The following is an 18,256-nucleotide window of genomic DNA, read 5'->3' as shown; positions in this document are numbered from 1 at the left end:
TCTATATTTTTAGACTGCCTTCGTAAGGAATGACATAACAAACCCGTTCTTTCAATTCAATAATCAATACCTCACTACCTCTTGGCGCAGCCACTTCTTGTGGCACATAAAATGCTGCTGGTCGACTTAACGAACCTGTGACACTCTTCAATTGAATCTCGCCCATTCCCCGGACAGGAATTGGGGTAATCACAGTAGCAACACGACCCTCCATGTCTTTTTCCGAAATAGAAATTGTGGCCTCCGAATTTTTCAAAGGGACCAACACATAAAAATTTAGGAAGAAAACAATAATGGTTGAAAGAATACCACTGACAATTAAAATAAGCCAACTATTCACCGCTGTTAATTCTTCCCCAAGGTACCCAAACAGCGAGGTAAAAGCAATCCATGGAATAATCAGCATTGGGTCCACCGGTCCATCAAAATTAAAAACATCCCCAAAAATAATTAGTAAAAAAGCGAGGACCGCGCTCCCCACTAATGCATAAAAATAAACCGTTTCCAATGGTAGACCTTCTAACACTTTTCCCACACTCCTTTCTGTGCTATAACCTAGTAATAGTGTACCAATTTTTAAATAAAAAGAGTAGCAATTTCCAAATAAATCTCAAAAGATACATCTTAAGACCTATTTTTTCTTAATAAAAGAAGCAACAATAAACGAGCAGCCCTAGAATTATCGAACTTCTACGGACTCCTCGTTTTTTAAAATGTGCTATTCATTTGATTTTAACGCTTCAATCATATTGATTTTCTTCAATTTCCGATGCATAATGACCATCACAAACAACGTGAAACACATGGTGATGACTGCGGAATACAGATAACTTGGCCAATGAATAATTGGCGAAAACATAATTAAATCAACTTCAACGGTTGCTAAAATATACTGATGCAAAATTTTCCCAAAGAAGCAGCCAACAATAATACCAATGAACGTTAAAATAATGTTTTCACGGTAAACATAGGTGGTGCCTTCACGATCGTAAAACCCTAAAACCTTAATCGTGGAAAGTTCTCGAATCCGTTCAGAAACATTAATGTTGGTTAAATTATATAACACAATTAACGCTAAAGAACCAGAAACAGCAATTAGTACCCAAATGACAATATCAAGGCTTTTTAGCATATCATCAAACGAACCTTTCATCGCAGTTAAAAACGTAATGTTCAACACTTTCGGCTGTTTTGTCAACGCCTCCCCGATTGAGGTTTCTTGTTTTGAGGATAACTTTTTGTCAAAAAGTAGGAATTCTGTATTATACTCCGGCTTCTGTTTCGTCATCGTCTGGTAGAGTTTCGGCGTCATATAGACAAAATGACCCGTGTAGTTTTCTGCAATCGCGGCAATTTTCACGTGATAGGTTTGATTATCACTATTTTCTAAATTTAATTGATCTCCGACTTTATAGCCAAATAATTTAGCTAATTTTTCATTAATCATTACACCGTCATCGTTGAGGGAATATTTTTCTCCAGTGACTCGATCATTAAATAATTGAAACTCAGCCATTTTCGAAGGATCTTGTGGCACATAAAGAGTAATATTTTGAGTTGGTGCGCCTTTGCCCTTCGTTTTAAAGATTTCTGAATATAACGGAATTGTTTTATTCAAACCATCCAGTTTGCGCAACGTTTCTTGATACTCTTTTGTCTCTTCAGCTGTTGTTTGCTCTTTAAAAGTCACGACTGCTTGGTAATGCCAGATTTTATTAAATTGAATTGTAGCGACATCCACAATTGAATCGCGTAAACCAAAACCAACAATTAACAGCCCCATACAACCAGCTATTCCGATAACGGTCATCAGCATCCGTCGTTTATAGCGGAACAGATTTCTAGCGGTCACTTTTTGAATAAAGCTCATGCGTTGCCATAAAGGGCGGATTCGTTCTAGTAAAATCCGTTGACCTGCTTTCGGCGCTTTGGGTCTTAGCAAGGTAGCTGGGGTACTTAATAAATCGATTCTTAATGTCACTAAGGCCGCTCCCACAGTACAAGCTAAGGCTACAATGATGCCCCATAAACTGTAATTTAAGTACCACGGTGTAACTAAATCAGGAATATTGTACATTTGACCGTAGGCATCAAAAATTATTTTAGGGAATAGATAATAGCCAACTGCCAATCCTAATAATGCACCTGTTAGGCTGGCAACCGTTGCATAGGTAATAAAAATCGAAGCAATTTCACGATTACGATAACCTAAAGCTTTCAAACTACCAATTTCCATTCTTTTTTCTTCCACCATACGTGTCATGGTAGTTAAGCTGACTAATGCCGCAATTAGGAAAAAGAACAACGGGAATAGCGTGGCTAAAGAAGAAATCCGATCAGCGTTATCTTGATATTCAGAAAATCCTGGATTGTCTTCCCTAGTAAAATAATAATACGTTGGGGCTTTCAAATTGGCTAGCTCTGTTTCTTTTTCAGCCAACAGTTGTTCCTGTTTAGCCAATTCGTCTTTTTGCTTTTCAAGCATCTCAGCTGGAATTCCTGGTTGTTGCTCCAACTGCGCAAGCGCTTGTTTTCCCGTTTCCAGCGCTTGCCGACCTTGGTTAATGTCCGGCTGAGCCGAATCACGCAGAGCCGCAACCTGTTCTTCTGGCCGATTTTTCAGTGCCTCTTTTACTTGATTTAAGGCCTGCTCTCTTTTCTTTTCATAATCAGAGGAATACGTATTTTGATGTTTTAATGAACGAAATGAGATTAGCAATTCTGGATACCGTTGACTGTCAAAAGCTTTTTCCGAAACCACGCCAAAAAAGTTTAACGTTCCAGACCCGACCGTTGTGGTTCCCCTGGATGTATTATCAATATATTCTGCTGAATTGATAAATCCAACAACAGTAAAATGAGTTTGCGTCAGTCCTTTTTCTTTAATCGCTGCATCGTTTAAAGTGATTTTATCACCCATTTTATAGTCATATCTAGTTTTCGCTAATGTATCTAATGCAATTTCATTTGTTTGTTTAGGTAACCGACCGTCAACTACTTGATAGTTAACCGATCCTGCTTGATTTTTTCGATAGCCAAACAATTTTACTGCATTATTTTGCGGCCCAATCGTGGCATCTATTGTATACCGCGGCACAACTGTTTCGACATCTTTTAAAGACTGTAGTGTTGTTAAATCTTTCTTTTCCAGTCCCATTGTAGAAATTATTCGCGCATCTGGAAGCTGCTCTTTCTGGTAATAATTATTCGCGGTTTTAATCATATCTGGTCCAGTAGCTTTCAAACCAACAAAGACCATTACACCAAGGAAAATAATCCCCATAATCGATAAAAATCGTGTAGTAGATTGTCTAATTTCACGTAAGCTTGTTTTAATTAGCGCTGTTTTCTTCATTTTAGGCACCTACCATTCAATTTCAGCAACCAATTTAGGCTGATCATTCACAGTCATTTCGCGAACTTTTGCATCATTAATTCGAATTACCCGATCGGCCATTTCTGCAATGGCTGAATTGTGGGTAATAATTAAGACGGTCGTTCCAGTTTCACGAGCAGTGTTTTGCAAAATGGTTAAAATTTGTTTCCCTGTTTCATAATCCAGTGCTCCTGTCGGTTCATCACATAAAAGTAACTTGGGCTTTTTAGCAATCGCACGGGCGATGGTTACTCGTTGTTGTTCACCACCAGAAAGTTGCGCTGGAAAATTATCTAAACGTTCCCCTAAACCCACCGATTGTAAAACATTGGTCGAATCCAACGCATCCGCAACGATTTGCGAAGCCAATTCGACATTTTCTTTTGCCGTTAAATTTGGGACTAAATTGTAAAATTGGAAAACAAACCCGACATCATTGCGTCGATAAGTGGTTAATTGTTTCTCTGAAAACTGAGCGATATCTGTGCCATCAATAATAATTTCCCCTTCATCACAGCTGTCCATTCCACCAAGAATATTTAAAACAGTTGATTTTCCAGCACCGCTGGGGCCTAAAATAACCGCTACTTCTCCTTTTTCCACTTCAAAAGAAATGCCGTCATTCGCAGTAATAGTTGTCTCTCCCATTTGGTAACGCTTGTATTCATTTTTGACTTCAATATAGGCCATCCACTATCCCTTCCCTTCTACATTAAAATAGTAACATATCTGAGAATACAAGTCTTTCAAAGAAAAGCCTTTTTTGATTTTTTAGCAAATTTACGTATAATAGAAAAGATGGTCCACTTAAATTTGGACTATTGCAAGTATAAAATTAGAGGAGCACGTTATGGCAAACAGAAAGAAGAAACCACCATTTAATTCAACCATCATGCTGATTGGCGCATTAATCATTTTAATTTTAGGCGCGGTTGGCGTTAAAGTTCCTGATGCTTTACAAGATTTATTTAATGTTCAACCACAAACAACCACCCCTTCAAGCACACCAGCACCAAAAGGAGATAATCCTGGACCCATTGAAAATGGTAAAGCCACATTTTCAGCAGAGGAATTAAAGGATAGCTCAAACGGCTGGATTACTTATCATTCTCTAGATCGTCTAAAACGAGCGACAGGCGCTGATGCGCTATTAAAACCCGCCATGGTCAATACAGGAACTTCCGCTAATAAAGATATTCGACCAGCTGGTTTCATTTCAGGAAAAGCTAATCATTCGCGTGGCCACCTAATCGGCCGTCAAATGGGAGGCAGTGGTGATGATCCACGTAACTTAACCACCTTGTATCAGAATCCTGTCAACACTCCTTATATGACGAAATATGAAAATCAGATTCGGGCAGCTCTTGATCGCGGCGAAACCGTTCGCTATCGCGTGACACCTGTATATAACGGAAACGATTTGTTGGCTGAAAAAATCATCTTAGAAGCCAAAAGCCTTAAAACAAATTCACCCATTGATTTTTCAGTAACTATTTTAAACAAACAATAAGGAGGAACTTTCATTGGATTTTGAACAGCTAAAAGAAACATTACCCGATGCAAAACCACAAACATTTTTGCAAGCAATCCTCTCTCAACCTCAAGAAGAGGATGCTGAATTAACTTTCAGTGAAGAAATTGATGAACAATTTGTCGAAAATTGTAAATTTTTAGCCTCTCCGGAAACCATTTCTGAAACAGATGTGGAACATTGGCGCGAACAAGAATTTTTAGTTGTCGCCCAAAGTTTAGATGGCGATTATCTAGCAGGCACCCTAGAGCAAACCTTTGTGATTCCTAGCTCCCTTTACAAAGAGGATATTGAGCAATTTGACAAGCAATTAATCGATTTTTTTATTGCCTACGAGAACAAAGAAATCACTTCTGCGATTTTACCAAAAGAATTATAAAAAAAGCTTGCGGATAAATTTCCGCAAGCTTTTTCTTGTGTCTTATGCTCGATAACGTTCAACGCCATCTAAATAAGTAGCTGCTAATTCCATGGTTGGTTCTAATACGATAAAGTCAGCATCGCGACCATTTGCAATCATGCCGCATTGATCATCAATTTTACAGCTGATCGCAGGAACTAATGAAGCCATCATAATTGCTTGTGCAGGTGTTGCAATACCCCAATCAACTACATTTTTAATTGCTTCTTTTAGTTTTAAAATACTACCTGCTAAGTTCCCAGTATCCAAACGAGCCGTTCCTTCTGCTACCACAACAGGAAATTCACCTAAATTGTAGTTGCCATCTGGCATACCGCCAGCCATCATGCAGTCTGTAATTAACGCAACGTGATCATGGCCCGCTTTTTCCATCAATACTTCAGCCGCTTGCGGATGTACATGATGTCCATCACAAATTAATTCAGAGAAAACGTGTTGTAACGTTAACAATGCACCAACCATCCCTGGTTCACGGTGATTTAAGCCACGCATCCCATTATATGCATGAACAAAAACGCTAGCGCCTGCTTCAACTGCCACATCAGCTTCTTCTAAGGTCGCATTACTATGGCCTAAAGCAACAACGACACCTTCATCTGTAACGGTTTCAACAAATTCTTTCACACCATTACGTTCTGGTGCCAACGCAATTTTCTTAATAATTCCGCCTGAAGCTTCTTGCCATTCGTGGAATGTATCAAGGTCTGGATCTCCAAAATAACTTGGATTTTGTGCGCCTTTATGTTCTTCAGTAAAGAAAGGTCCTTCAAAGTAAATCCCTTGAATTTTTGCACCAGGTACTTCTTGGTAGACTTGACCAATCGTACGTGCAACGTCTGTTAAACGTTCTTTACTTGAAGTTAACGTTGTTGGTAAAAATGAAGTTACACCACAAGATAATAAGCCTTCAGACATCACTTTAATGCCTTCTGCATCGTTATCCATTACGTCATGATTCATGTAACCATGAATATGAGTATCGACTAAACCTGGGGCAATCCATTTGCCTTCCTCACGAATAATTTTTACGTCCCCTTGCGGTTCATCTTTTGTATAATTACCAAAGATACCATCCGTGATTTCTAAATAACCAGGTCCTTTAACATCGCTTTTTAAAAAGAACTTGTCTGCAAAGATAAATGTTTTCATCTTCATCCTTCTTTCTTTATTTTACTTACTTCAAAAGTACTCTTAATCAGTACAAAAGTCAAGAAATGGTGTAGACCTTTTAAGCAATTCTGAGGATTTTTTAAAGATTGCCACTTTCCACATTTTTCATTTGTTGTGCTAAGTTTAAATAACGTTCTGCTTCTTCGTGTTTATTCTTTCTCATTAAAACTAAATATTTTAGATTTAATAATTCACTTAAATAATAATAACTATTTTTTTTGCGGGCCCAAGTAATTCCTTGATCCACATAAATTTCGGCATCTTTTTCTGTATAATTTTTGAATAAGAAATCAGCATAATTAAAAAATATTTTCGTTAATTCTGCATTACTGCGTTCATTTGGCAATTGATTAAAATAATGAATACTCAAACTTAAAAATCGTTCTGCTTCTACTCGATTGCCCATGTAACCATAAGTAGCACCTAGACAACTAATTAATTGAATCTCTAAATCAGAAACATTTAACTTATCGGCTTTATAGGTGAAAGATAACCCTTTACGCAAGCTAGCAATAGCTTTTTCATAATCATTTAGAACAAACAATTCACAACTACCTAAATAATAATAATATTTTTGCCAGTCCGTATCTAAATACAATTGTTCTTCAATACGATTTTCCTTTAAATAATTTAATAATAATTGATATTTTTTATGGCGAAAATATTCAGCCATTTTTTCAAATGAATATGTAACAACGTGCACATCACCAGATTTATAACGCATAATCTGGTCAACAGTCACACCTAAACGATCACAAAGTTGTTGCATTACGAGAACGTTTGGCAACTCTTCATTGTTTTCAATGCGACTTAAAACACTTTGCGAACAGATGTCTTCTGATAACATTTTCTGTGTCAATTTTCTATTTTTTCTAATTTCTTTAATAACTGCACCTAAAGAATTCATCACAATAGCTCCTATTTATATCGGCCATTTTCCTTGCAAAATGGGGATTTTGTCAAAATATGCGAATTCGCATTATGCTTTTATTGTACTTTATTGCATAATATACTGCAAGAACATTATCTAAGGTTTTCTTAGAAAATAAATAGGTTCATTTTTATTAAAAAGGAGTGTTATTGTATGGCCGAAGAGAAAAAGGTTCACTTCATTTGGGAAAAAACAAATTATTCAGGCTTTGTGGAGAAGGAGTATGAAAATTCTTATCTCATCGTAGTAGCAAATCCTAGTCCTGATATGGAAGAAAAATATACCAACCGAATGATTATTAGTAAAAAAGCATGTGAAACCGCAGAATAGTATTGTTGATAAAACAAGAACTACCAAAAAATAGCTTCGTTAGAGGCTATTTTTTGGTAGTTCTTTTATTTTTGTTTGTAGGTACTTAAAAATTCACGCATTTTATCTGCTGTAGTTTTTAAGTCTTCCATCTTCGGTAAATAAACAATACGGAAGTGATCGGGTTGTTGCCAGTTGAACCCACCACCATGGACTAATAAAATATGATGTTTGTGTAAGAAATCTAAAACAAATTTTTCATCATCATAAATGTCAAATTTGGCCGTATCAATTTTCGGGAAAATATAGAAAGCTGCTTTAGGCTTCACGGCTGATAAACCAGGAATATCATTTATCGCATTGTAAATAAATTCTCGTTGTTCGTAAATTCTGCCACCTGGTAAAAGTAAATCATCGACACTTTGATAGCCGCCTAATGCGGTTTGAATGATTTGTTGTGACAACACATTCGAACATAACCGCATGGAAGCAAGCATATTTAGCCCTTCGATATACCCTTTTACTCGTGATTTATCTCCACTTAACACCATCCAACCGCATCGAAAGCCTGCCACTCGATGTGATTTTGACAAACCATTCAATGTTACGACAAATAAATCAGGTGCTAATGTAGCAATCGGTACATGAACCAAACCGTCCATGACCAAGCGATCATAAATTTCATCAGAGTAAATAATTAAATCATTTTGACGTGCCACTTCGACAATTTCTAGTAATAACTCTTTCGGATATAAAGCACCAGTCGGATTATTTGGATTTATAATAACGATTGCTTTTGTATTCGAAGTTATTTTTGATTTTATATCATCAATGTCTGGATACCATTCTGCTTGCTCATCACAAATATAATGAACGGGTGTACCGCCCGCCAAAGAAACAGAAGCAGTCCATAAAGGATAGTCTGGCATTGGCACAAGTACTTCATCGCCGTTATTTAACAAGCCTTGCATACACATGGTAATTAGTTCACTCACGCCATTACCAGTGTAAATATCATTAATCGTTACATTAGGAAATTTTTTTAATTGGCAATATTGTTCAATCGCTTTTCTTGCAGAAAAAATACCTTTTGAATCGGAATAACCTTCTGAATCGCGAACATTCACAATCATGTCGCGCACAATTTCATTTGGGGCATCAAAACCAAATGGCGCTGGATTCCCTGTATTTAATTTCAAAATACGTATGCCCTCTTCTTGCATGCGTTCTGCTTCTTCTAAAACAGGACCACGGACATCGTAACTTACGTTATTTAATTTATCGGATTTTTTAAAATTTCTCACACGGACTCCCTCGCTTCACAAATTTATACTCTAAAGTTACGCCAACTATAATGAAAAAGCAATAATAAATATCAGAATTTAATAAAAAATTGATGGTTTTTCCGTAATAAACAAGAGCGTGGGACAAAAATCACTTTGGATTTTTGCTCCACGCTCAAAAACTGATAAACGGCGGGAACAGAAGCAACTCCTTCTTATTTCTCGGAGTTAAACACTTCTGTCCCGACCTCTTGTTATACTAGTTGATGCAGATGATGGGACTCGAACCCACACGGACATCTGTCCACATGACCCTCAATCATGCTTGTCTGCCAATTCCAACACATCTGCATTTTAAGAGCACTTATTTATCCTAAAATAATTACTGGTCTTTGTCAAGATAACAAAGACCAGAATCGTTAGATTTGTTCTTTTTTCGCTTGCCAGGACAAACGCCCATGACATTTTCCGCAGACATATCGTGTCGTATCAATTCGTCGTTTTCTGAGGATGACTTCTCCACAAGACTGACATTGATACTGATGGAAAACTGCTTTTTTCCGTTCTACTAGAGGCGGTGCGTAACGGGCACCGCCAGTCTTAGCCAATAACTCTTTAAAGTCCTTATCTTTATGCTGATAGCCTTTGCCAGCTAAATGTAAATGATAGTGACATAACTCATGCTTAATGACTTTTTCCAGTTCCTCTTGTCCATACTTTAAAAAGACAGTTGGATTAAAATCCAGGTGATGCGAAGCTAAATGATAGCGACCGCCCGTAGTTTTTAACCGCCGATTAAATGTAGCTTGATGCAGAAAAGGTTTCTGAAAAAATACGATTGAAATTTTTTCCACTAGCGTTTGAAGCGCTTGATCTGTCATCAAGACTGGTTGAGACTCTTTCATTGTTACTCTTTTCTATCAGCCCGAGGCAACATGGTTAAACTAATACGCCCCTTTTTCAAGTCAACATCTTCTACCCAAACTGTGACTACATCCCCCACCGCAACAACATCCGTTGGGTGCTTAACAAATTTAGTACTTAACTTAGAAATGTGGACTAAGCCATCTTGCTTCACACCAATATCGACAAACGCACCAAAGTCAATTACATTTCGAACAGTCCCTTGCATTTCCATTCCTGGTTTCAAATCTTCCATCGTCAACACGTCTTTACGTAAAAGTGGCGCTGACATCTCATCGCGCATATCACGACCTGGTTGGATTAAACTAGCAATAATATCTGTGAGTGTTTCTGAACCTACTTCTAACTCAGTAGCTAATTGATTCACTGGTAACTGTTTCAATTTTTCGATAGCTTCTGCTGTCCCTAACTCTTTAGAAGCAATCTCTGCTTTTTCTAAAATTGCTTGTGCTACTGGATAACTTTCTGGGTGAATGCCAGTGTTATCTAACACATTTTTGCCATTAGGAATTCGTAAAAAGCCAATTGCTTGTTCAAATGCTTTTGGTCCTAAACGAGGTACTTTTTTGACTTGATTTCGTGCTGTAAAGACACCATTTTCATCACGATAAGTGACTAAGTTTTGCGCCGTTGTTTTATTTAAGCCAGAAATATGTTGTAAAAGTTGAGCACTCGCTGTATTCACATCAACACCAACTTGGTTTACCGCAGTTTCTACAACAAAATCCAATTGCTCGGCAAGACGTTTTTGCGATACGTCATGCTGATATTGACCGACCCCGACTGCTTTGGGATCAATTTTTACTAATTCTGCCAACGGATCTTGTAAACGACGTGCAATGCTGACCGCACTTCGTTCTTCGACTTGTAAATCAGGAAACTCTTTACGAGCCACTTCACTCGCAGAGTAAACGGAAGCCCCTGCTTCATTAACAATCACGTAAAAGACGTCCCGTTTCACCGCTTTTAATTGCTCTGCCACAAACAATTCAGATTCACGACTTGCCGTTCCGTTCCCAATAGCTACCATGTCCACTTGATAGTCTTCAATGATCTTTTTAAAGGCTGGACCAGCGGCTTCACGTTTCGCAGCAGTCGCTGGTTTATGTGGATAAATCACTTGAATTGCTAAAACTTTACCAGTTTCATCGACAACTGCTAATTTACAGCCTGTCCGATAAGCCGGGTCAAATCCTAGAACAACTTTTCCTTTAAGTGGTGACTGTAATAATAAATTACGTAAATTTTCACCGAAAATTGCAATCGCTTGTTCATCAGCTTTTTCTGTTAATTCATTGCGGATCTCCCGTTCAATCGCTGGTCCAATAAATCGTTTATAGCTATCTAAATAAGCAGCCTCAATGTATGGAGCAGCAAAACTTGTTGCTTGTTTGCCGATTAGTTGACGTTGGAAATAATCATTAATTTTTGTTTCATCAGCGACAAGGGAAACCTTTAAAATGTCTTCTTTTTCACCACGATTCGTTGCTAAGACACGGTGCGGCACCATTTTGCTAACTGGTTCTGCAAAATCGTAATACATTTCATAGGTCCGCTTTTCGTCTTTTTCTTCATCCTTAACTACGCTAACGTATTGCGCATGTTTAACCATATAATCACGTAACCATGTTCGGTATTTTGGTTCATCGCTAATACGTTCTGCTAAAATTTCATGAGCACCTTGCAAGGCTATCTCGGCGGTTGCAACTTCTTTTTCTTCATTAATAAAAGTAGCCGCTTTAGCTAAGATATCCGCGTTTTCAGGTAAAGAGAGCAACCAATCTGCTAATGGTTCCAACCCTTTTTCTTTCGCGATAGTCGCTTTAGTCCGACGTTTTTGTTTATATGGTCGATATAAATCTTCCACTTGTTGCATTTTTACTGCTTTTTGAATATCTGTTTTGAGTTCTTTTGTTAGTTTTCCTTGCTCTTCAATTAAACGGAGAACTTCTTCTTTCCGCTTTTTCAAGTTTTGTAAATAATGATAACGTTCTTCTATTTCACGGATTTGGACTTCATCTAAACTTCCAGTCATTTCTTTCCGGTAACGAGCAATAAAAGGAACTGTATTTCCTTCATTTAATAAAGTTAAAACCGTTGTTATTTGTTTTGAACGATACGTTGTCAATTCTTTTTGAAGTAGCGCTACTACTTCTTCGTTATAAGCTTCTGCCATTAACTAGATACCTCTTTTCTTATGCATACTTATCTATTTTAGCATATTTTTGCTTCTAAATATAGAAGTGAGGTAACTGATTCGTGCGATTAAGGAATCAAAATTCTGGTTGCCACGCAGGGGTGCGTTTTTGATATTCGATATCTTGGACAATGCCATTTTCATTAAAAATCACACCATGTACAGAGCCGCCAAAAATAGCACCACCATCTATCCCAATTTTTCCATCACTTTTCCAAAGGTCCGTGGTCTGCATATCACCATGTAACATCGGAGTAATGGTATGACCAAAAACAATGGTCTTGCCTGTATTATTTTTCCCTTGATGAAAGGGTTCGCGAATCCACAAAAAATCCTTAGGTGCTGTTTGCCGCCAATCTTCCATCGTTAAATCAACCCCAGCATGCACAAATAAGTAATGCTCCCATTCAAAATAAAGTGGTCGTTTTGTTAAAAAATCAATTAACTCTGGATAGCGACTACGGATCATTAAGGCCATTTCTGTTGGTGAGTATTCTGCAGTAGCTCCTGGATGCAAGAGACTTTCAATTGTTTCCTTGCCACCATTGCGAACATATCCTGCAAACCAGTCCTCTGGATTTTGAAGAAACTGCAAAAAATATTCTTCATGATTGCCTCGTAAATAAACAGCGCCGTGTTGCTCGACAAGTTCTTTTCCTTTGAGAAAACAGGCTTTAGAATGCGGACCACGGTCGTTTAAATCACCAATTAAAACTAGCTGATGCTCGACTGGGTCATAGTCTGTGAGTAAGGCATCAAACAAATCTGCTTGTCCATGAATATCACTGATTACATAAACATATGGTTTCATAAATAAGCCCTCCTAACTTGCTTATATTAAGTATACGCTAAATTTTAAAATATTCTCGTAAAATGTTTGGAAATAAAAAACGAAAATAGGACATAAGTCAAAACGACTTATGTCCCACTCTCTAAATCTTAAAATAATCAGTTGAACAAAAGCAGCACCTACAATTACTCGTTGCAATTTAGCCTTCGAGAGTGATGAACACTTGGAGCTAACTGCTTTTGTCTCTGACTCGTTTGTTTTATTTTTTCTTCTTACCGCCAAACGCATCTTTCATTTTATCAAAGAAGCCTTCTTCTTGTTGTTCAGTTACATTTTGTCCGCCAGCTTTTGCAAAAGCTCGTAGGGCATCCTTTTGTTCTTCATTAAGATTTTTTGGTGTTATTAATTTCACTTTCACGTGTTGATCACCATTGCCCCCACCACGTAAACGTGGCGCACCTTTGCCTCTTAAGCGGAAGTTTGTGCCAGTTTGTGTTCCAGCCGGAATTTTTAATTTCACGTCACCATGAACAGTTGGTACAGTTACTTCGTCCCCTAGAGCTGCTTGGACAAAACTTACTGGTAAATCATAGTAGATTTCTGCGCCATCTCGATCGAAAATATCACTATCTTCAACACGAAAGACTACATATAAATCACCATATGGTCCACCATTGGTACCCGCTTCTCCTTGGTTAGCTAAGCGCATTTGTTGGCCGTCTTCTACTCCAGCAGGCACATTTACTTTGACAGTATGTGCTTTTTTCTCATGACCTGTGCCATGACAGGTTGGACATGGTTCTTTAATTTCTTTCCCTGTGCCATGACACACATCACAAGTTTGACGACTCATCATACGACCTAATGGCGTTTGACGTTCAACATTGATTGTTCCAGAGCCATGACATTTATGACAAGTTTCTGGGTGTGTGCCTGGTTTGGCGCCATTACCGCCACAGGTTGCACAAGTATCTTCTCGATTGTACTTAATCTCTTTTTCGACACCGAAAATAGCTTCTTCAAATTTCAATTGAATTGTATATTGTAAATCGGCGCCTTGTCTTGGTGCATTTGGATCAACAGAACGGCCACCGCCGCCGCCAAAGAATGAATCGAAAATATCTTCGAATCCACCAAAACCACTACTGCTAAATCCGCCGCCACCGAAACCGCCAAAGCCACCAGCGCCGCCACCGTAATTAGGATCAGTTCCTGCATGGCCATATTGGTCATAGGCCGCTTTTTTCTGTGGATCACTTAATACTTCATACGCTTCAGAAACTTCTTTAAATTTTTCTTCCGCATCGGCTTCTTTGTTAATATCTGGATGGTACTTTTTGGAAAGTTTGCGGTATGCTTTTTTAATTTCATCATCTGAAGCACCTTTTGCTAATCCTAGCACTTCATAATAATCTCGTTTCGTCGCCATTGACTTCCCTCCAACTTTCTTCAAACTTTACAATGTGTTTAGAACCAGCCAAATTCATCGATTGCTTTCGGTCTCTCTGGTTGGATTATCTGTCACACCTTGAATCAGTGTTACTAGCTGTGAATAGGTATTTTCAGCTTGTTTAACATCGTTGTAATCATACCACAGTTCTTTCAAAACCTAAATAGTTTCTTGCTAACTTGATTGTGGTTGATTTTCTCACAAAAGACAAGGGACTGGGACATTAGTCATTGTACTAATGATCCAGTCCCTAAAATCAATTGTTATTGATTATTTGTCATCACCATTTACTTCTTCAAAATCAGCATCAACAACATCATCAGCGCCACCTTGAGCAGCTTCAGGATTTTCTTGTGCTTGTTGTTGCGCAGCTTGTTCGTAAAGTTTTACTGTTAAGTTTTGGACGATTTCATTCAATGAATCACGTTTTGCTTTCATTTGTTCGATATCGTTTGCTTCGATGGCTGCTTTTAATTCATCACGCGCATCTTCTGCTTTTTTCACTTCTTCAGCGTCTACTTTTCCTTCTAATTCTTTCAATGTTTTATCAACAGTGAATAATAAAGCATCCGCATCGTTACGTAAGTCAACTTCTTCTTTACGTTGTTTATCTGCTTCAGCGTTTGCTTCAGCATCTTTTACCATACGTTCGATTTCATCATCAGATAAACCTGAAGAAGATTTAATCGTGATTGTTTGTTCTTTTTGAGTGCCTAAGTCTTTCGCACGAACATTTACAATCCCGTTTTTATCAATGTCAAAGCTTACTTCAATTTGTGGCACACCACGAGGAGCCGCAGGAATATCTGTTAATTGGAAACGACCTAATGTTTTATTATCAGCGGCCATTGGACGTTCACCTTGTAAAACGTGAATATCAACAGCTGGTTGATTGTCAGCAGCAGTTGAGAAGACTTGTGATTTACTTGTTGGAATCGTAGTGTTACGATCAATTAATTTTGTAAATACGCCACCCATTGTTTCAATACCTAATGACAACGGTGTTACGTCTAATAAGACAACGTCTTTAACATCACCAGTGATTACGCCACCTTGGATTGCAGCACCCATTGCTACTACTTCGTCAGGGTTAACTGATTTGTTTGGTTCTTTGTTTGTTTCTTTGCGAACAGCTTCAACTACAGCTGGAATACGTGTTGAACCACCAACTAGGATAACTTCGTCGATTTCAGAAGGATTTAATCCAGCATCTTTTAAGGCTTGACGTACTGGTACTTTTGTACGTTCAACTAAATCACTTGTTAATTCATCAAATTTTGCACGAGTTAAGTTCATTTCTAAGTGCAATGGTCCTGCTTCGCCAGCAGTAATAAATGGCAAGCTGATTTGTGTGCTTGTTACACCTGACAAGTCTTTTTTCGCTTTTTCAGCAGCATCTTTCAAACGTTGTAATGCCATTTTATCGTTAGCTAAGTCAATGCCATTTTCTTTTTTAAATTCTGCAACCATGTAGTCAATGATCTTATTATCAAAGTCATCCCCACCTAGGTTGTTATCACCGGCTGTTGATAATACATCGAAAACGCCATCGCCTAATTCAAGGATTGACACGTCGAATGTACCACCACCAAGGTCAAAGACAAGAATTTTTTCATCTTTGTCTGTTTTATCTAAACCATAAGCTAAAGCTGCTGCTGTTGGTTCGTTAACGATCCGTTCTACTTCTAAACCAGCAATTTTACCAGCATCTTTTGTTGCTTGACGTTGCGCATCGTTGAAATATGCAGGAACTGTAATAACTGCTTTTTCAACTTTTTCACCTAAATAGTCTTCAGCAAAACCTTTTAAATATTGTAAGATCATTGCAGAAACTTCTTGTGGTGTATATGATTTTCCTTCAACATCAACTTTGTAGCCAGCTTCACCCATGTGACGTTTAATAGATGAAATCGTGTTAGGATTTGTAACAGCTTGACGTTTTGCTACTTCGCCCACTTGAATTTCACCGTTTTTGAATGAAACGACAGAAGGAGTTGTGCGGTTACCTTCTGGGTTTGCAATAATTTTCGCTTCGCCGCCTTCTAGCACTGCGACAGCTGAGTTTGTTGTTCCTAAGTCAATACCAATAATTTTACTCATAGTGAATATCTCCAATCTGTATTAGTTTTCTATAATAATATATTTTTAATTAACGTTTGTTATTGTGCAACAATGACCATTGATGGTCGTAACACACGATCTTGTAATTTGTACCCTTTTTGTAGAACTTCAACAATGGTATCTGCTGGGGTTTCTTCAGAAGCAGGGACTGTTTGAACGGCTTGATGTAAATTTGGATCAAAGGTTTCACCCATTGCTGGGATTTCTTCAATTCCTTCTTCTTTTAAAGCCACAGTAATACTTTCTAGCACCATCGAAATACCTTTTTTCAAGCTTTCGCCTTGTTCATCTGATACTTCAATAGCCATTGCTCGTTCTAAATTATCAATAGATGGTAAAATCTTTTTACCTAAATCTTGTGAGCGGTAACGAACTAATAATTCTCGTTCGTTTTTATTTCGATTGCTCATATTAGCAATTTCGGCTCTTGCCCGCAAGAACTTGTCTTCCATTTCGGAAAGCTCTGCTTTAAGATTTTCAATCTCTGTTGCTTCAACTTCTACTTCAGAAACGCCAGCAGCATCAACAGCTTCCATTTCTTCTTGTAATTCTTCTTGCTTCTCTTCTTTTTTACTCACTTCAGCAACTTCCTTTCTCTTTATGCATCTACTTCTTATCCTAACAAGGTTTGCTTAATTACCTAAAAAACGGTAATAGTCACCTAGTTGTGAAGCTAGCTCATGTCGAAACGTGTCTACCAAACCGAATATTTTTGAATACGGCATACTGGTTGGTCCTAGCAGGGCAATTGTTCCTTTGCCATGTCCTGATACTTCATACGTAGCAGTGATCATGCTCATATCTTCTAAGAGATTGTTGCCAATTTCTGAGCCGATACGAAAAACAATTGGATTTTCTGTTGTTGCAGAACCATTTAATAAATGCGTCAGCTCATCAGAATTTTGCATAAAGGAATAGACAGATTTCAATTGTTCAATATCTTGTTTGATGCCAAAATCTAACAAATTCATGCGACCACCGACAAAGACTTTTTCTTCAAAGGCATGTCCTAACATCTCATCGAATAAGTTCATCATTCCTTCTGGCGTTTGGAAATAGCGATGTAAAATCATCGGAATCTCCGTCCGCAAACGATGATAAACGGTCAACAAAGGTTGTCCAACCAACTTATCATTGATGATTTGTGTCATTTTTTCAAGATCTTGGCTAGAAACAGCGGCAGGAATGGCAAATACTTGGTTTTCAACATTGCCTTTATCTGTCACTATAATAGCAAGGACTTGCCGATCATTCAAAGGAACCATTCGAAAGCCGGTTAATTTCCGTTCTTTCACTTCAGGTCCTAATGAAAAAGCAGTATAACTTGTCAATTCTGATAGAATTTCAGCTGATTGTCGAATAATATCATTAATCTCATGAAATTCTTTTCCAAAAGATTGACGGATCCTTCTAAGTTCGTTCTCTTCTACTTGTGTTGGTTGTAAAAGATGATCCACGTAGTAACGATAACCAGCCATTGAGGGGATTCGCCCTGAAGAAGAATGGGTCTTAGCTAATAAGCCGTATTCTTCTAATGCTTTCATATCATTACGAATTGTGGCAGAACTAGAGGCAATGCCATCCTCCATCAATTTCTTAGAACCGACAGGTAAGCCCGTGTTCGTGTAATTTTGGATGATAAGTCTCAAGATATTTTGTTGTCTTTCTGTAATCATCGTTATTACCACCCTTCATTAGCACTCTTAACATCTAAGTGCTAACTACATATACTAATATAACAAGTCCTTACCTT

General features: G+C 37.9%; 17 protein-coding genes and 1 tRNA gene. 3 read left to right on the top strand and 15 right to left on the bottom strand.

Going from position 1 to position 18,256, the window contains the following annotated elements:
* Position 1 precedes the first annotated feature (1 nt).
* The 3 genes from IGL17_RS05815 to IGL17_RS05805 all read right to left on the bottom strand — a co-directional run bounded on the left by IGL17_RS05815 (position 2) and on the right by IGL17_RS05805 (position 4,066).
* Positions 2 to 535 carry a hypothetical protein gene (locus IGL17_RS05815; protein ID WP_002357809.1) on the bottom strand — a complete coding sequence of 178 codons (534 nt, stop codon included), beginning with the start codon at positions 533 to 535 and terminating at the stop codon, positions 2 to 4.
* Between the two features lie 183 nt (positions 536 to 718).
* Positions 719 to 3,355 carry an FtsX-like permease family protein gene (locus IGL17_RS05810; RefSeq protein WP_438839740.1) on the bottom strand — a complete coding sequence of 879 codons (2,637 nt, stop codon included), beginning with the start codon at positions 3,353 to 3,355 and terminating at the stop codon, positions 719 to 721.
* 9 nt (positions 3,356 to 3,364) lie between these two features.
* Positions 3,365 to 4,066, bottom strand: coding sequence for an ABC transporter ATP-binding protein (locus tag IGL17_RS05805; RefSeq protein ID WP_002363831.1), 702 nt, complete (start codon positions 4,064 to 4,066; stop codon positions 3,365 to 3,367).
* A 160-nt stretch (positions 4,067 to 4,226) separates the two neighbouring features.
* On the opposite strand from IGL17_RS05805, the gene IGL17_RS05800 reads away from it, so the two are divergent.
* Both IGL17_RS05800 and IGL17_RS05795 read left to right on the top strand, forming a co-directional pair.
* The gene (locus IGL17_RS05800) at positions 4,227 to 4,886 is read left to right on the top strand and encodes a DNA/RNA non-specific endonuclease (RefSeq protein ID WP_002363828.1); all 660 of its coding nucleotides are present in this window, start codon (positions 4,227 to 4,229) and stop codon (positions 4,884 to 4,886) included.
* Positions 4,887 to 4,899: 13 nt separating this feature from the next.
* Positions 4,900 to 5,286, top strand: a complete 387-nt coding sequence (locus tag IGL17_RS05795; protein WP_002357813.1) for a hypothetical protein — start codon at positions 4,900 to 4,902, stop codon at positions 5,284 to 5,286.
* A 42-nt stretch (positions 5,287 to 5,328) separates the two neighbouring features.
* Here the strand turns inward: IGL17_RS05795 and nagA are convergent, their stop codons facing one another.
* A complete protein-coding gene (nagA, locus tag IGL17_RS05790; protein WP_002357814.1) occupies positions 5,329 to 6,477 on the bottom strand; it encodes an N-acetylglucosamine-6-phosphate deacetylase in 1,149 nt (382 codons plus the stop codon).
* Between the two features lie 100 nt (positions 6,478 to 6,577).
* On the bottom strand, positions 6,578 to 7,405 hold the full coding sequence (locus tag IGL17_RS05785) for a helix-turn-helix domain-containing protein (protein ID WP_002381942.1): 828 nt from the start codon (positions 7,403 to 7,405) through the stop codon (positions 6,578 to 6,580).
* A gap of 177 nt (positions 7,406 to 7,582) precedes the next feature.
* On the opposite strand from IGL17_RS05785, the gene IGL17_RS05780 reads away from it, so the two are divergent.
* Complete coding sequence (locus IGL17_RS05780) at positions 7,583 to 7,759, top strand: hypothetical protein (protein WP_002357816.1); 177 nt, start codon at positions 7,583 to 7,585, stop codon at positions 7,757 to 7,759.
* Between the two features lie 65 nt (positions 7,760 to 7,824).
* Here IGL17_RS05780 and IGL17_RS05775 read toward each other — a convergent pair whose 3' ends face one another.
* The 10 genes from IGL17_RS05775 to hrcA form a co-directional block, all read right to left on the bottom strand.
* The gene (locus tag IGL17_RS05775) at positions 7,825 to 9,042 is read right to left on the bottom strand and encodes a pyridoxal phosphate-dependent aminotransferase (protein WP_002357817.1); all 1,218 of its coding nucleotides are present in this window, start codon (positions 9,040 to 9,042) and stop codon (positions 7,825 to 7,827) included.
* A 246-nt stretch (positions 9,043 to 9,288) separates the two neighbouring features.
* Positions 9,289 to 9,372: transfer RNA gene (locus IGL17_RS05770), tRNA-Leu, on the bottom strand.
* A 68-nt stretch (positions 9,373 to 9,440) separates the two neighbouring features.
* Positions 9,441 to 9,902 (bottom strand): SprT family protein, encoded by a 462-nt coding sequence (locus tag IGL17_RS05765; RefSeq protein ID WP_002365561.1) that lies wholly within the window; start codon positions 9,900 to 9,902, stop codon positions 9,441 to 9,443.
* A 26-nt stretch (positions 9,903 to 9,928) separates the two neighbouring features.
* Positions 9,929 to 12,121, bottom strand: a complete 2,193-nt coding sequence (locus tag IGL17_RS05760) for a Tex family protein (protein WP_002360465.1) — start codon at positions 12,119 to 12,121, stop codon at positions 9,929 to 9,931.
* 97 nt (positions 12,122 to 12,218) lie between these two features.
* Entirely contained in the window at positions 12,219 to 12,953 is a 735-nt protein-coding gene (locus tag IGL17_RS05755; protein ID WP_016617908.1) for a metallophosphoesterase family protein, read from the bottom strand.
* A gap of 238 nt (positions 12,954 to 13,191) precedes the next feature.
* Positions 13,192 to 14,361, bottom strand: a complete 1,170-nt coding sequence (dnaJ, locus tag IGL17_RS05750; RefSeq protein ID WP_002357822.1) for a molecular chaperone DnaJ — start codon at positions 14,359 to 14,361, stop codon at positions 13,192 to 13,194.
* Between the two features lie 54 nt (positions 14,362 to 14,415).
* Positions 14,416 to 14,538 carry a hypothetical protein gene (locus IGL17_RS05745; protein WP_002357824.1) on the bottom strand — a complete coding sequence of 41 codons (123 nt, stop codon included), beginning with the start codon at positions 14,536 to 14,538 and terminating at the stop codon, positions 14,416 to 14,418.
* Between the two features lie 114 nt (positions 14,539 to 14,652).
* Positions 14,653 to 16,482 carry a molecular chaperone DnaK gene (dnaK, locus tag IGL17_RS05740; protein ID WP_002357825.1) on the bottom strand — a complete coding sequence of 610 codons (1,830 nt, stop codon included), beginning with the start codon at positions 16,480 to 16,482 and terminating at the stop codon, positions 14,653 to 14,655.
* Positions 16,483 to 16,541: 59 nt separating this feature from the next.
* Positions 16,542 to 17,081: a nucleotide exchange factor GrpE gene (grpE, locus tag IGL17_RS05735; RefSeq protein WP_002357827.1), complete on the bottom strand. Its 540-nt coding sequence runs from the start codon at positions 17,079 to 17,081 to the stop codon at positions 16,542 to 16,544.
* A 54-nt stretch (positions 17,082 to 17,135) separates the two neighbouring features.
* Positions 17,136 to 18,179, bottom strand: a complete 1,044-nt coding sequence (hrcA, locus tag IGL17_RS05730; protein ID WP_002357828.1) for a heat-inducible transcriptional repressor HrcA — start codon at positions 18,177 to 18,179, stop codon at positions 17,136 to 17,138.
* Between the last annotated feature and the right edge of the window lie 77 nt (positions 18,180 to 18,256).

The organism is Enterococcus sp. AZ088 (assembly GCF_051714845.1).
Lineage (GTDB): Bacteria > Bacillota > Bacilli > Lactobacillales > Enterococcaceae > Enterococcus > Enterococcus faecalis.
This window is presented reverse-complemented; position numbering and strand designations above follow the sequence as displayed.

Bases quoted from the DNA above. Each gene is read 5' to 3' on its own strand.
- IGL17_RS05810 (WP_438839740.1), bottom strand. From the start codon at position 3,355: ATGAAGAAAACAGCGCTAATTAAAACAAGCTTACGTGAAATTAGACAA.
- IGL17_RS05805 (WP_002363831.1), bottom strand. From the start codon at position 4,066: ATGGCCTATATTGAAGTCAAAAATGAATACAAGCGTTACCAAATGGGA.
- IGL17_RS05800 (WP_002363828.1), top strand. From the start codon at position 4,227: ATGGCAAACAGAAAGAAGAAACCACCATTTAATTCAACCATCATGCTG.
- nagA (WP_002357814.1), bottom strand. From the start codon at position 6,477: ATGAAAACATTTATCTTTGCAGACAAGTTCTTTTTAAAAAGCGATGTT.
- IGL17_RS05785 (WP_002381942.1), bottom strand. From the start codon at position 7,405: ATGAATTCTTTAGGTGCAGTTATTAAAGAAATTAGAAAAAATAGAAAA.
- IGL17_RS05780 (WP_002357816.1), top strand. From the start codon at position 7,583: ATGGCCGAAGAGAAAAAGGTTCACTTCATTTGGGAAAAAACAAATTAT.
- IGL17_RS05765 (WP_002365561.1), bottom strand. From the start codon at position 9,902: ATGACAGATCAAGCGCTTCAAACGCTAGTGGAAAAAATTTCAATCGTA.
- IGL17_RS05760 (WP_002360465.1), bottom strand. From the start codon at position 12,121: ATGGCAGAAGCTTATAACGAAGAAGTAGTAGCGCTACTTCAAAAAGAA.
- IGL17_RS05755 (WP_016617908.1), bottom strand. From the start codon at position 12,953: ATGAAACCATATGTTTATGTAATCAGTGATATTCATGGACAAGCAGAT.
- dnaJ (WP_002357822.1), bottom strand. From the start codon at position 14,361: ATGGCGACGAAACGAGATTATTATGAAGTGCTAGGATTAGCAAAAGGT.
- dnaK (WP_002357825.1), bottom strand. From the start codon at position 16,482: ATGAGTAAAATTATTGGTATTGACTTAGGAACAACAAACTCAGCTGTC.
- hrcA (WP_002357828.1), bottom strand. From the start codon at position 18,179: ATGATTACAGAAAGACAACAAAATATCTTGAGACTTATCATCCAAAAT.